The sequence below is a fragment of the Streptococcus sp. 29892 genome (assembly GCF_032594935.1).
GTDB lineage: Bacteria > Bacillota > Bacilli > Lactobacillales > Streptococcaceae > Streptococcus > Streptococcus hyiners.
Map to the genome: position 1 here is coordinate 392,380 of NZ_CP118734.1, position 13,760 is coordinate 406,139.

The 13,760-nt window shown below is 42.9% G+C and carries 11 protein-coding genes; 10 read left to right on the forward strand and 1 reads right to left on the reverse strand.

All coding sequences use genetic code 11. The features are described from left to right. The first annotated feature begins 67 nt into the window (after positions 1 to 67). The 10 genes from PW220_RS02065 (at position 68) to PW220_RS02110 (ending at position 12,592) form a co-directional block, all read left to right on the forward strand. Positions 68 to 3,160, forward strand: a complete 3,093-nt coding sequence (locus PW220_RS02065; protein ID WP_248055906.1) for a pilus expression-regulating Snf2 family helicase — start codon at positions 68 to 70, stop codon at positions 3,158 to 3,160. Between the two features lie 192 nt (positions 3,161 to 3,352). Continuing rightward, positions 3,353 to 4,288, forward strand: coding sequence for a methionyl-tRNA formyltransferase (gene fmt / locus PW220_RS02070; protein WP_248055905.1), 936 nt, complete (start codon positions 3,353 to 3,355; stop codon positions 4,286 to 4,288). Next, positions 4,278 to 5,591, forward strand: a complete 1,314-nt coding sequence (gene rsmB, locus PW220_RS02075) for a 16S rRNA (cytosine(967)-C(5))-methyltransferase RsmB (protein WP_248055904.1) — start codon at positions 4,278 to 4,280, stop codon at positions 5,589 to 5,591. Before fmt ends, rsmB begins: the two co-directional genes overlap by 11 nt. A 38-nt stretch (positions 5,592 to 5,629) precedes the next feature. After that, positions 5,630 to 6,367 carry a Stp1/IreP family PP2C-type Ser/Thr phosphatase gene (locus PW220_RS02080; protein WP_105117725.1) on the forward strand — a complete coding sequence of 246 codons (738 nt, stop codon included), beginning with the start codon at positions 5,630 to 5,632 and terminating at the stop codon, positions 6,365 to 6,367. After that, complete coding sequence (pknB, locus tag PW220_RS02085) at positions 6,367 to 8,355, forward strand: Stk1 family PASTA domain-containing Ser/Thr kinase (RefSeq protein WP_105117726.1); 1,989 nt, start codon at positions 6,367 to 6,369, stop codon at positions 8,353 to 8,355. Before PW220_RS02080 ends, pknB begins: the two co-directional genes overlap by 1 nt. A gap of 96 nt (positions 8,356 to 8,451) precedes the next feature. Beyond that, positions 8,452 to 9,147 (forward strand): cell wall-active antibiotics response protein LiaF, encoded by a 696-nt coding sequence (gene liaF, locus PW220_RS02090; protein WP_248055903.1) that lies wholly within the window; start codon positions 8,452 to 8,454, stop codon positions 9,145 to 9,147. Beyond that, complete coding sequence (locus PW220_RS02095) at positions 9,144 to 10,160, forward strand: envelope stress sensor histidine kinase LiaS (protein ID WP_105124383.1); 1,017 nt, start codon at positions 9,144 to 9,146, stop codon at positions 10,158 to 10,160. Before liaF ends, PW220_RS02095 begins: the two co-directional genes overlap by 4 nt. Further along, the gene (locus PW220_RS02100; protein WP_105124382.1) at positions 10,132 to 10,773 is read left to right on the forward strand and encodes a response regulator transcription factor; all 642 of its coding nucleotides are present in this window, start codon (positions 10,132 to 10,134) and stop codon (positions 10,771 to 10,773) included. The genes PW220_RS02095 and PW220_RS02100 overlap by 29 nt, the downstream gene beginning before the upstream one ends. Positions 10,774 to 10,818: 45 nt before the next feature. Continuing rightward, positions 10,819 to 12,219, forward strand: coding sequence for a bifunctional Cof-type HAD-IIB family hydrolase/peptidylprolyl isomerase (locus PW220_RS02105; protein WP_248055902.1), 1,401 nt, complete (start codon positions 10,819 to 10,821; stop codon positions 12,217 to 12,219). Between the two features lies 1 nt (position 12,220). After that, positions 12,221 to 12,592, forward strand: coding sequence for a S1 RNA-binding domain-containing protein (locus PW220_RS02110; RefSeq protein WP_105117730.1), 372 nt, complete (start codon positions 12,221 to 12,223; stop codon positions 12,590 to 12,592). Positions 12,593 to 12,773: 181 nt separating this feature from the next. Here PW220_RS02110 and cysK read toward each other — a convergent pair whose 3' ends face one another. Next, positions 12,774 to 13,706, reverse strand: a complete 933-nt coding sequence (gene cysK, locus PW220_RS02115) for a cysteine synthase A (RefSeq protein WP_248055901.1) — start codon at positions 13,704 to 13,706, stop codon at positions 12,774 to 12,776. Positions 13,707 to 13,760 lie beyond the last annotated feature (54 nt).

Here is a 13,760-nt window from a genome sequence, read left to right on the forward strand (position 1 = left end):
TCTTGAAATATGCTATAATGAAAAGATAATATTTTAGAGATTGTGCTAGGTCAAAAGAGGTATTGCTATGGGTCGCATGATGCCGGGGCGGGTTCGCCAAGAAGGAATTGATTTGTATGAGGCTGGGAAACTGACTGTTCTTCAGAGCGAGAATGGGAAGTTGGAGCTGGATATTGCTGGGGAACGTTTTGTTTACAGTGATGAGGATAGTGATTTGCAGTGTAGTTGTCACTTGTTTCAAAGCAAGGGCTACTGTCAGCATTTGGCAGCCACGGAGTATTATTTAAAAAATGATGGGGCTGGTAAAAATCTGGAGCAGGAGCGGAAAGAAGAGGGAAATCAACACAAGGAAACGGTTCGTCGGACCTATTTTGGTGGCCTCTTTTTAGATGAGATTTTGCATCCCAAACCAGAAATGGGCATCAAGTATCGCCTCTCTGTTGAGGGGAGCTTGTTGCCTTATGATCGGCAGATAGACTGGACCTTGAAAATTAGCCGTTTACCAGACACGCGCGCCTATATTGTAAGGGACATTGGTGCTTTTTTGCGCTTACTCAAGACCAATGGGCATTATCAAATCGGGAAAAATTACTATGAGCAGCTAGCCTATGAAAACTTTGATGAAGCCAGTCAGGCTCTATTGGATTTTCTTTGGACCTTGATTCCAGAGAAGGTAGGATTAGATTCGGATATTCTCATCCATTTTGGGAGGCATTTCCGTTTGCCCCAAGCCTATTTTGAAGAAGGGCTTGATTTGTTGAACCAGCTGGATGAGTTTGTCTTTACCTATGAACAGCGTTCCTATTCGTCCTTGATGGTACTTCCTTTGACAGAGGAAACTGGACTTTATCACTTTGATGTGACAGTCCATACGCATATGATTGAGATGGTTATTCATGAAAAAGCTGTTCGTCCTCTATTTCAAGGTCGTTATCTCTTGCTTGATGGGGTCATTTATAGTGTCAATCGGATGCAGGAGCAACTGATTGGTCAGATTTCTAATCTAGTGCCTACTGAGTCTGGTGTGAGAAAGGTTCAGGTCGATTTTCAGGATCAGGATCGTTTGGCTTTGAGTTTGCTGGATTTGCAGACCATTGGAAGGGTCAAGGCACCCAAACGCTTTAAAATTCACGATTTCATCCCTCATTTCCATATGGAGATGGAGGAAAATGGAAGTCTGTCCTTGCAATTAGTTTTAGATTTTGATGGTCGCTTGGTCAGAAGTGAGGAAGAATTGAGCCTCCTTCCATTTGCCAGTCATTTTCAGCACCTAGAAGCTGTCTTTCAGGCAATCAGTTTGGCTGGTTTTCGGGGCAAATACCTGGCTCAAAGACCTGCCCTCAGTCAACAGGAAGTTTATTCCTTCTTCCGTCAACAGCTGCCCTTGCTAGAAAAAATGGGACCAGTTCATCTAACAGAAAATCTTCGGTCCCTCTTGGTTGAAGTCAAACCACAGCTGGAGATTGTTCGAAATGGCTCGCTTTTGGATATTTCATTCGATTTATCTGGAATTGATCAGTCTGAAATAGATCAGGCACTTGAAGCCTTGCTCAATCAAGAGGACCATTACACCAGCCCGACCGGGAAAGTCCTTGTTTTTGATGAGGAAACCCGAAAAATCAGTCAGACCCTTATTCAGCTCCGAGCAAAACATGGAAAGGGTGGACAGGTGCAGGTTCATGCTTTGGCAGGTTTTCAATTAGCCCAATCGCTTTCTAGCTATGATCAAGTTCGTTTTTCTAAGGATTTTCAAGAAATGGCTGGTTATCTTGCCAAGCCTGATAGCTTTCCCTTACCTGTTTTGGATGTGAAAATTGAATTGAGAGATTACCAACAGACTGGTATTAAATGGCTGTCGATGTTGGACCATTATGGTTTTGGTGGTATTTTGGCGGATGATATGGGACTTGGAAAGACCCTGCAAACCATCGCCTTTCTATCCAGTCGGATGACCGAGGATAGCCGGGTTTTGATTTTGGCTCCCTCAAGTTTGATTTATAACTGGTTAGATGAATGTCAGCGCTTTGCTCCGGATTTAGAAGTAGGGGTTGTTCACGGAAGTAAGGAGCAGCGAGTAGACTTGATTGCCCAGGGGCATCAAATTTTGGTGACTTCCTACCCATCTTTTAGGCAGGATAGTGATCTCTACAAACAAGAAAAGTTTGACTACCTGATTTTAGATGAGGCTCAGGTCATGAAAAATGCCCAGTCCAAAATCGCTCAGCTACTGAGAGAATTTGAGGTTGGGAATTGTTTCGCTCTTTCAGGTACACCGATTGAAAATCATTTGACGGAATTGTGGTCTATCTTCCAAATTGTACTTCCAGGTTTATTGCCCAGTAAGCAGGCCTTTAGCAAGTTAAGTGCCAAAGAGATTGCTCGAACCATCCAGCCCTTTGTTCTCAGACGGCATAAGGAAGATGTTCTGCAGGAGTTGCCTGATTTGACAGAGGTCAATGTACTCAATGAATTGACTGATGAGCAGAAAACCATCTATCTGGCCCAGCTCCAACAAATGCAGTCTAAAATTGCCGGCGCTGATGATGCCCAAATCAACCGAAGCAAGATTGAAATTCTGTCTGGGATTACGCGATTGCGCCAAATATGTGACACACCTAGTTTGTTCATGGATGATTTCAGGGGAGAGAGTGGCAAGCTCAATAGCCTGAAAGAACTGCTCCTGCAACTCAAAGAAGGAGAGCATAGGGTCCTGATTTTCTCCCAATTCAGACAGATGCTGGAGCAGATTGAAGAACAATTAAAAGAAATTGGTTTAACTTCTTATACCCTGACAGGCTCCACCCCTGCCAATCAACGCCAGGAAATGACCCAGGCCTTCAATGCGGGTAGTCGGGATGCCTTTCTCATTTCCTTGAAAGCAGGAGGGGTTGGTCTGAATTTGACAGGTGCAGACACGGTTATTCTGGTTGACCTCTGGTGGAATCCAGCTGTGGAAGCCCAGGCCATTAGTCGTGCCCATCGTATGGGGCAGACTGAAAAAGTAGAATGCTACCGCCTGATTACCAGAGGAACCATTGAAGAAAAAATCCAAGCCCTGCAAGAAAATAAGAAAAATCTAGTCAAAACGGTTCTTGACGGTAGTGAAAGCCGTGCAAACTTGACGGTTGAAGATATTCGTGCTATTTTGGGGATAGAATGAGACCAATTTGATACTAGTTACTTGAGTCTTATGGCCTGTTAGCAACGGCTAGGTGGTTAGAAGTTTCCAAAGTCCAAACATTGCAGTGTTAAAAGAACCTTTAGTTAAGGAAAAAATAAGCAAAAATGGTATAATGAAGGGATAATAGAATTAGTAGCAATGATTAAAGGAAAAGGAGATGAGAAAGCAAACATGACAAAGTTGATTTTTATGGGTACACCAGCATTTTCAGCGACAGTCTTAAAAGGTCTTTTGGCGGATGACCAGTATGAAATTTTGGCTGTTGTTACCCAGCCTGACCGAGCTGTTGGTCGTAAAAAAGTCATCCAAATGACACCTGTTAAGGAAGTGGCTTTGGAACACCATTTACCAGTCTATCAACCGGAAAAGTTATCAGGAAGTCAAGAAATGGCTGACCTGATGGCCTTGGGTGCAGACGGGATTGTGACAGCTGCATTTGGACAATTCCTACCGACTAAATTGTTGAACTCTGTTGACTTTGCGGTCAATGTCCATGCCTCTCTTCTTCCTAAATACCGGGGTGGGGCACCTATCCACTATGCTCTAATCAACGGTGATGAGCGAGCGGGTGTGACCATCATGGAAATGGTCAAGGAAATGGATGCAGGTGATATGATTTCCAGTGATAGCATTGCCATTGAAGAAACGGATAATGTTGGAACCTTGTTTGAAAAGTTGGCTGTTGTTGGACGGGATTTGCTATTGCAAACCTTGCCAGCCTATATTGCTGGGGATGTGAAACCAGTAGCTCAAGATCCAGAACAAGTGACTTTCTCGCCAAATATTCAGCCAGAAGAAGAAGTACTTGATTGGAACAAGTCAGCTCGTCAACTCTTCAATCAGATTCGCGGTATGTATCCATGGCCAGTTGCCCACACCTATTGGCAAGGGGAACGGTTTAAAATTCAAGAAGCTGTTGAAGTAGAAGGTTCAGGTCCAGTTGGTCAAGTCATTGCTCGAAGCAAGAAAGAATTGGTCATTGCGACAGGACAGGGAGCCCTTTCACTGAAAACAGTCCAGCCAGCTGGTAAGCCCAAAATGACCATTGCGGACTTTTTGAATGGAGCAGGTCGAGATATTGCAGTAGGAGAACAGTTTGGTGGTTAATAAACATGAAACAGCCAGAAGTCTAGCCTTATCTGTACTGGAAGATGTCTTTGAACAAGGTGCTTATTCCAACATTGCACTCAATAAAGCTTTGGGAGCTTCTGCCTTGTCGATGCAGGACAGGGGATTGGCGACGGAGCTGGTCTATGGGACTGTTTCTCGTAAAATCACGCTTGAGTGGTACTTGGCACATTTTATCGAAGATAGAGAAAAGTTGGACACTTGGGTCTACTATCTTCTTATGTTGAGCCTCTACCAGATGCTTTATTTGGATAAACTTCCAACTCATGCAGTTGTCAATGAGGCTGTTACTCTTGCCAAAAGAGGTCGTGGAGCAGACAAGTTTGTCAACGCCATTTTGCGAAAAATCAGTCAAACGAACTTGCCCAATCCTGCGGACATCAAACGAAAGAATAAACGCTTATCGGTCCAATATTCCGTACCTGTTTGGTTGGTCCAAACCTTGATTGCAGAATATGGGGATGAACGTGCTGAGAAAATTTTTCAAAGCTTACATATTCGGAACAAGGCCAGTATCCGTGTGACAAATAGTCAGCAAATAGATAGACTGGCAGAGGAACTAGATGCTCACCATTCTCCGTTATCACCCGTCGGTTTGGTTAAGCCCCATGGACATTTTGCGGCTACGGATTACTTTAAGCAAGGGTTGATTACCATTCAAGATGAAACCAGTCAATTGGTGGCACCGACATTAAAGATACAGGGTGAAGAACAAATCTTAGATGCCTGTGCGGCCCCTGGTGGCAAAACATGCCACATGGCTAGCTATCTGACAAGTGGTAAAATCATGGCCCTTGATTTGTATGAGCATAAACTGTCCTTGATTGAAGAAAATGCCAAACGATTAGGGCTAGCAGATAAGATTGAAACCAAACGTCTGGATGCCAGTCGTGTTCATGAGGAATTTGGTCCAGATACCTTTGATAAAATCCTAGTGGATGCCCCTTGTTCAGGTATTGGGCTCATTCGACGTAAGCCTGATATTCGTTACAACAAGGCGGCTATGGATTTTGAGAATTTAAAAACCATCCAATTGCAGATTTTGGACAGCGTTTGCCAAAGCCTGAAAATCGGTGGTATAATTACCTATAGCACCTGTACGATTATTGCTAAGGAAAATCAAGAGGTTATTGACGAGTTTTTACAAACCCATCCCAATTTTGAGCAGGTTCTGTTAGAACATCCGCGAGCAGATATTATGGTGGATGGCTGCCTGTTGATTACCCCTGAACAATACCAGACGGATGGATTTTTCATTGGTCAATTTAGAAGAAAATCCTAGAATAAGAGGAGGAAGTTGCTTAGCAACGAGAGAAAATTATGGAAATTGCATTACTTACTGATGTTGGACAAAAACGTTCGAACAACCAAGATTATATCAACTGTTATAAGAACCGTGCAGGTATCGACTTGGTGGTCTTGGCAGATGGCATGGGCGGTCACCGTGCAGGTCATATTGCCAGTGAGATGGCTGCAACTGATTTGGGCGCTGCTTGGGTCGATACACAATTGGTAACCTTGAATGATGTCCGTGAATGGTTGATAGCTATTATCGATGCAGAAAATCAAAAAATCCATGAACTTGGGCAAACGGAAGAATACCGTGGAATGGGAACGACGCTAGAAGCAGTTGTGGTGATTGACAATCAGATGATTTATGCCCACGTTGGCGATTCCCGAATTGGTCTAGTTCGTGATGGAGAATATACTCGATTAACCAATGATCATTCATTGGTAGGCGCCTTGGTTCGTGCAGGTCAATTGACAGAAGAAGAAGCCCTTCGTCATCCGCAGAAAAATATTGTGACCCAGTCCATTGGACAGGCAGAACCAATTGAGCCAGATATTGCCTTGAAAACTCTGGAAGTTGGGGATTACGTTCTGATTAACAGTGATGGACTGACCAATATGGTATCTGCAGAAGATATCCGCGATATTATAGTGAGCGGTGTATCACTGGAAAGTAAGGCAGAGACCTTGGTACGTTTCGCTAATAATGCAGGAGGTTTGGATAATATTACAGTAGGCTTGCTTCATATTACGGAGGAGGCTAGGTAATGATTCAAATCGGTAAGATTTTTGCTGGACGCTATCGGATTGTCCGGCAAATTGGTCGAGGCGGTATGGCGGATGTTTATCTGGCTAGGGATTTGATATTGGATGGGGAAGAAGTGGCTGTTAAGGTCCTCCGCACCAACTATCAGACTGACCAGATTGCCATCCAGCGTTTCCAACGGGAAGCGCGCGCTATGGCGGACCTGGATCACCCAAATATTGTTCGTATTTCGGACATTGGTGAGGAAGATGGTCAACAGTATCTAGCCATGGAATACATCAACGGCCTTGACTTGAAACGCTATATCAAGGAGAATGCTCCTCTTTCAAATGATGTGGCAGTTCGTATCATGGGACAAATTCTCCTAGCTATGCGAATGGCCCATACTCGTGGTATTGTCCATAGGGACTTGAAACCTCAGAATGTTATCTTGACATCTAGTGGTGTCGCTAAGGTAACGGACTTTGGTATTGCAGTTGCCTTTGCGGAAACCAGTTTGACCCAAACCAACTCCATGCTGGGCTCTGTCCACTATCTTTCTCCGGAGCAGGCGCGTGGTTCTAAAGCGACTATTCAAAGCGATATCTATGCAATGGGGATTATTCTCTTTGAGATGTTGACAGGACGGATTCCTTATGATGGTGATAGTGCGGTGACCATTGCTCTCCAGCATTTCCAAAAACCACTGCCGTCTGTCAGAGAAGAAAACGCAAATGTCCCTCAAGCACTTGAAAATGTAGTGTTGAAGGCGACTGCTAAAAAATTAAATGATCGCTATAAATCTGTAGCAGAAATGTACACAGATTTGGCTTCAGCTTTATCTTTCGATCGTAGAAATGAAGGAAAGGTATCATTAGAGGGCAATAAGGTTGATACAAAAACTTTACCAAAACTCTCTCAGGCAAATGTTGAAGCTAAGCCACTAGCCAGTACAGGAGCACCCAAAACAAATGTAGAAAATCGTCCAGCTGGAAAGGCTATGACACAAAAGGTGGCTGGAAAATCTGCAGCTAAACCGAGGAAAGGTATTAGGACTCGATTTAAAGTCTTGTTTGGAGCCCTTCTTTTGACCCTTATGGCGGTCGGTCTTATGTTTTTCAATTCACCAAAAACAGTAATTGTGCCTGATGTGACTGGTCAAACGATTGAAAAAGCACAGGAGATGATAGAAGTTGCTGGATTAGAAGTAGGGAATGTCACAAAAGAGGCAACCAATGAAGTTGAAGAAGGCTTAGTGATTCGTACTTCGCCAGGAGCTAAGACTTCAAAACGTCAAGGAAGTAAGGTAGATCTGGTAATTGCTACAGTTGCTATGGTTGTTATCCCAGAAGTGAGTGGTAAAGATGTTGAAACTGCTCGGAAAGAACTAGAAACACTGGGACTCCAAGTGACGATTACAGAGGAGTACAATACTACGGTTGCAAAAGGGATGGTTATCAAGACCAGTCCAGAGGTAAATGCTTCTGCAGAAAAAGGTAGCAGCATCACTCTCTATGTTTCTAAAGGTATTGTTGTACCTAATGTTATTGGTAAAACCCAGGAAGCGGCTAGTCAAATTTTACAAGATGCAGGTTTCTATATAGGAACTGTTACTCAGGTTTATAGTTCAACTGTTGAAGCAGGTCAGGTGATTAGTACTGATCCAATTGCTGATACAGAGCTTGAGAAAGGCTCGGTTATCAATATTGAAGTATCGAAAGGTAAGGAGCTTATTATGCCTGACTTGACTTCTGGTCATCTCACTTATTCTCAGGCAAGTAGTCAGTTGCAAGATTTAGGAGTCACTGTTGCAAATATTGAAAAACAAGAGGATAGGAGCTATTATTCAACGACAAGCGATATTGTCATAGGCCAATATCCAGCAGCAGGTGCCACGATTGAGGGTACTGTAACCCTCTATGTATCAGTAGCATCGGGTACTAGTACTGCAAATTCGACAAGCTCTTCTAGTACAAGTACTACCACTTCAACTTCTACTAGTGGACAATAATAGAAACTAGGGCAGGTTTATCCTACCCTTTTTTCCTACCCTGGTCGGAGTTCTTTTATCTAAAATTTGTTACAATAGTAAAGAAAGGATACGATTATGAGAAAAGTTCAATTTTTCCTGCTGATAGAAAGTATGCTTTTTACTATGGCAGCTTTTGATGTCGTTGCCAACGAGGCTAGTCGGACCTTGTTGCTCTTCTCAGCCTTGCTCTTACTGGCCTGGTATTTTCTAGGACGGCGTTTAAATAGTGTCTTATTAGTCAGCTCGCTGTCATTGTTATTTCTGGTCTTTGTCTTAAATCCCTATTTCATCATAGGGGTTATGCTCCTGGTTGTTTATATGTTTGTCAATTTCTTCTCACGTTATGAGAAACGCAACCAGTACACTCAGATAGTATTTACTGACTATGCCTTACAAGTGCAAAAAGAAAAAAATAGGTGGTTTGGCAATCATGACCATTCACAAGACCGTTTTGGTTTTGAAGATATCAATATTGTCCGTTTGTTTGGCAATGATGTAGTCGATTTGGATAAGACAGTCTTGGTGGGGCGAGATAATATTGTCGTCATTCGAAAAACTTTTGGCAGGACAAAAATTATCGTTCCAATCGATGTGGAGGTTTCTTTGACAGCCACCACTGTTTATGGAAAAGTAACCTTCCTTGAACATTCGACTTGGGATTTACGAAATGAGAGTATCGCTATCAATAGCCCCGACTATCAAGAATCTCATAAACGCGTTAAGGTTGTGACAAATAATATTTTCGGAGATGTGGAGGTAGTTCGCGTATGAGAAAACGTACCTATTTCCTCCTGGCTTGGTTTGCCAGTCTGATTGTATTTGTGGTCATTTCTTCTACCCTCCCCCTCCTCAACCATTCGCTCTTAGATGTTAATCTATGGACGTCTACAGAACAACTTGTTTTTACTCTTATTCTTTTAGTTATCGTACTGACTCTCTTTTTAGCGGTCATGGTTCAAACGGTTAGTCTGGCTTCGACTCAGGTTATGCGAGCAAAGTTACAGGCTATTTTGAAAAATAAAAGTATCCGAACAGATAGTGAAAATGATCAACTCTTACTTCAATTGTCGGACAAGGTGAGGACGTTGACCCGTCAAGTCCAGTTGGTAGATAATCAAGATTTAGTTAAGCGAGAGGAAATTGTTGAGGGCGAACGAAAACGGATTGCCAGAGATTTGCATGATACGGTCAGCCAAGAATTGTTTGCGACCAGTATGATTTTGTCTGGTCTGTCCTCTAGTTTACCTAATCTGCCCCAGGAAACCTTGCAGGAGCAGTTGGTTTTGGTCAAGGATATGATTGAGTCTGCCCAGAGGGATTTGCGGATTTTACTACTTCATCTCCGACCAAGTGAGCTAGAGAGCAAGACCTTGGTAGAAGGCTTCGAACTCATTTTACGAGAGGTCAGTGACAAGAGTAATATCATCGTCCATTTTCAACATGAAGTAGACGAGCTACCAAAGCTGATCGAGGAACACCTCTTTCGAATTGCTCAGGAAATTATCAGCAATACCCTGCGTCATGCCAAGGCCAAGCATCTGGATGTTTATCTTATCCAAAAAGAAACTGAGTTACAGCTAAAAATGACGGATGACGGAGTTGGTTTTCAGCAAGAGGAGGGCGGCGACCTTAGTTATGGTTTGCAAAATATTCGGGAACGGGTGGAAGATATGGCAGGAAGCATTCAGATCCGTTCAGCCTTGAATAAGGGTGTTGCCATTGATATCCGTATCCCATTATTGAAAGGAAAAGAAGATGAATACGATTCGAGTGATGCTAGTTGACGATCATGAAATGGTTCGTCTAGGTTTAAAAAGTTATTTAAATTTACAGGCAGATGTGGAAGTTGTAGCAGAAGCTAGCGATGGTGAAGAGGGTCTGAGAAAAGCCCTGGAAGTCAAGCCAGATGTGGTGGTCATGGACTTGGTTATGCCAAAGATGACAGGTGTAGAAGCTACCTTAGCTCTTCTTAAGGAATGGCCTCAAGCACAGATTGTCATTTTGACTTCCTACCTTGACAATGAGAAAATTTATCCAGTTCTAGAAGCAGGTGCTAAAGGATATATGTTAAAAACCTCTAGTGCTGATGAGATTTTAACAGCCATTCGCAAGGTGGCGCGTGGGGAATTTGCCATTGAAACCGAAGTGGAGAAAAAAGTAGAACACCATAAACGCCACCCAGACTTGCATGATGATTTGACAGCCCGTGAACGTGAAATATTAACCCTATTAGCCAAGGGATATGACAACCAACGAATTGCGGATGAGTCCTTTATTTCCTTAAAAACAGTTAAAACCCACGTTTCAAATATCCTATCTAAACTGGCTGTCAGCGATAGGACCCAAGCGGTTGTCTACGCTTTTCAACATGGCCTGGTAGCACAAGAGGAAGAATAATGGTATAATGGGAACAAGTTCGTTTCTAGAAAGGGTGTCGATATAGTGGATGCAAAATTAAAATACAAAGCAAAGAAAGTAAAGATTGTCTTTTTCGATATTGATGATACCTTGCGTGTCAAAAATACGGGTTATATTCCTGATTCTATTCAACAAGTTTTTAAATCCTTGAAAGAAAAGGGGATTTTAACCGGAATAGCATCTGGTCGGACACCCTATGGTTTGGTGCCAGAAATTAAGTCCCTCCAGCCAGATTTCTTTGCTATGATTAACGGTTCCTATGTTGAAGATGCCAAAGGAAAGCTTGTTCATCACCAACCGCTTCCTCAGGACCTAGTAGAAAAAGTGATTGCCTGGACCAAGGAAGTTGGTATTGAATATGGTTTACTGGGTAGCCAAAAAGGCACCTTGTCTGCTCGTACAGAACGAATTAGTCAGGTGATTGATTTAATTTACGAAGGCCTGGAAACAGACCCAGAATTTTATAAGGACAATGCCATTTATCAGATGTTGACCTTTGAGAAGGATGGACAGGAAGTTGAATTACCAGAAGACTTGCAGGCAGACTTACGTACGGTTCGTTGGGATGCTATCTCATCGGATATTGTCCTAAAAGACTCCTCCAAGGCTGCTGGTGTGGCTAAAGTAGTTGAAAAACTTGGTTTGAAACCTGAAAATGTCCTTGTTTTTGGTGATGGACTAAATGACATTGAATTATTTGACTATGCAGGTATTAGCATTGCTATGGGGCATTCCCATCCAGAACTGCAAAAGCGTGCAGATTATATTACAAAAAAAGTAGAAGAAGATGGCATTTTTGATGCCTTGGAGAAATTAGGTTTGGTAGAAAAAGAAAAATACTTCCCGCAACTAGATCTGGAGAAATTTGAAGGACCGGTAGCTCGTATTAAGACCAATCATGGTGAGTTAACCCTAAAACTCTTCCCAGAAATTGCTCCGAAGACAGTCGCTAACTTTATCGCTCTGTCTAAGGATGGTTATTATGACGGCATTATTTTCCACCGTATTATCAAGGATTTCATGATTCAAGGTGGTGACCCAACTGGTACAGGTATGGGTGGTGAGTCCATTTATGGCGCTTCATTTGAAGATGAGTTTTCAATGGAAGCCTTCAATCTTCGTGGCGCCTTGTCTATGGCCAATGCAGGACCGAACACCAATGGAAGCCAGTTCTTTATCGTTCAAAATCAAAACTTCCCCTACAATGCCAAAGAATTAGAGCGTGGAGGCTGGCCAAAAGAAATTGCAGCTGCCTATGTTGAAAATGGGGGGACTCCACATTTAGACCAACGTCATACCGTATTCGGTCATTTGGTAGATGAGGCATCATTTGCAGTACTTGATGCAATAGCTGAGGTTGATACAGATTCAGCAGACCGCCCACTTGAAGATGTGGTGATTGAAACCATCGAAATTGAGGATTAAGATGAGGATTGGTGATAAGATCAAAGGAACGGTATCGGGAATTCAACCCTACGGAGCCTTTGTAGATTTAGAAAATGGCACGACAGGTTTGATCCATATTTCCGAAATCAAGACAGGTTTTGTGGATAACATCTACGACCATGTCAAGATTGGTCAAGAGGTCTTGGTACAGGTGGTTGATTTTGATGAATACACAGAAAAAGCCAGCCTATCTATCCGAACGCTTGAAGAAGAACAGCAAAAAATTCCTCGACACCACAGATTTACCAATGAACGAAATAAAATCGGCTTTAGTCCGTTGGCTAAAAGTCTTCCGAGATGGATCCAGGAAGCTAAAGAATACCTCAAAGAACAAAAAGAAAAGAAGGTTTAGGGAAGAACTCCCAACCTTCTTTTTTCTAGTTATAGCCATTTAGTTTATCTTTGATTACTTCGTTAACTCGCTTTGCCGTACTCTGTAGGGGTGACTTGCTCCGCAAGTGCTATTTCCAACCTTATACAGCCATTAGACTGTATAAGCAACCTGCAGCTCGTTGCCTTGTACTAAAAGCAAACTAAACGACTATATCAAATTCGTAGAGGGCAGTAGACAAGTAACGTTCCCCGTTATCTGCCAAGATAGCCAATACTTTTTTACCAGCACCCAATTCTTTCGCAATTTCGATAGCTGCGTGGATAGCTGCACCAGATGAAATCCCAACTAGGAAACCTTCCTGTCCACCAATTGCACGGCCAGTAGCCAAAGCATCATCAGATTTGACACGGATAATACCGTCGTAGGCTGCCGTATCGAGTGTATCAGGGATGAAACCAGCTGAAATTCCTTGGATTTTGTGAGGTCCAGGAGCTTCACCAGACAGCACAGCGGACTCGTCAGCTTCTACGGCATAGATGGCAATGTTTGGGTTAGCCGCTTTCAATACATGTGAAACACCTGATACGGTACCACCTGTACCGACACCTGATACAAAGGCATCCAGACCAGTTGCACCAAAGTCTTCCAAAATTTCCTGTCCTGTTGTATCTTCATGAACTTTTGGATTGGATGGATTGGCAAACTGGAATGGAACCCAGCCATTTTTCTCTTCGGCAATTTCTTTTGCCTTGGCAATGGCACCTTTCATACCTTCACTACCAGGTGTCAAGACAAGCTCAGCACCATAAGCCTGAATGATTTTACGACGCTCAATACTCATGGTTTCAGGCATAACGATAATCACCTTGTAGCCCTTAGCTGCACCGACCCAAGCAAGTCCGATACCAGTATTCCCACTTGTCGGCTCAACGATAGTGTCGCCAGGTTTAATCGTACCAGCCTTTTCAGCATCTTCAATCATCGCCAAGGCGATACGGTCTTTGACAGAAGAACCAGGGTTAAAGGCTTCTAACTTAACATAGACATCCGCTGCTCCCTCAGGAACAATATGATTGAGCTTGATAATTGGCGTTTTTCCAACTAATTGCGTAATATTTTGATAAATAGCCATAAGGCACCTCCAAATCATGTTATCACTAGTATATAGTAGAATAGCTAAAAAGTA

Bases quoted from the DNA above. Each gene is read 5' to 3' on its own strand.
- PW220_RS02065 (WP_248055906.1), top strand. From the start codon at position 68: ATGGGTCGCATGATGCCGGGGCGGGTTCGCCAAGAAGGAATTGATTTG.
- fmt (WP_248055905.1), top strand. From the start codon at position 3,353: ATGACAAAGTTGATTTTTATGGGTACACCAGCATTTTCAGCGACAGTC.
- PW220_RS02080 (WP_105117725.1), top strand. From the start codon at position 5,630: ATGGAAATTGCATTACTTACTGATGTTGGACAAAAACGTTCGAACAAC.
- pknB (WP_105117726.1), top strand. From the start codon at position 6,367: ATGATTCAAATCGGTAAGATTTTTGCTGGACGCTATCGGATTGTCCGG.
- liaF (WP_248055903.1), top strand. From the start codon at position 8,452: ATGAGAAAAGTTCAATTTTTCCTGCTGATAGAAAGTATGCTTTTTACT.
- PW220_RS02095 (WP_105124383.1), top strand. From the start codon at position 9,144: ATGAGAAAACGTACCTATTTCCTCCTGGCTTGGTTTGCCAGTCTGATT.
- PW220_RS02100 (WP_105124382.1), top strand. From the start codon at position 10,132: ATGAATACGATTCGAGTGATGCTAGTTGACGATCATGAAATGGTTCGT.
- PW220_RS02110 (WP_105117730.1), top strand. From the start codon at position 12,221: ATGAGGATTGGTGATAAGATCAAAGGAACGGTATCGGGAATTCAACCC.
- cysK (WP_248055901.1), bottom strand. From the start codon at position 13,706: ATGGCTATTTATCAAAATATTACGCAATTAGTTGGAAAAACGCCAATT.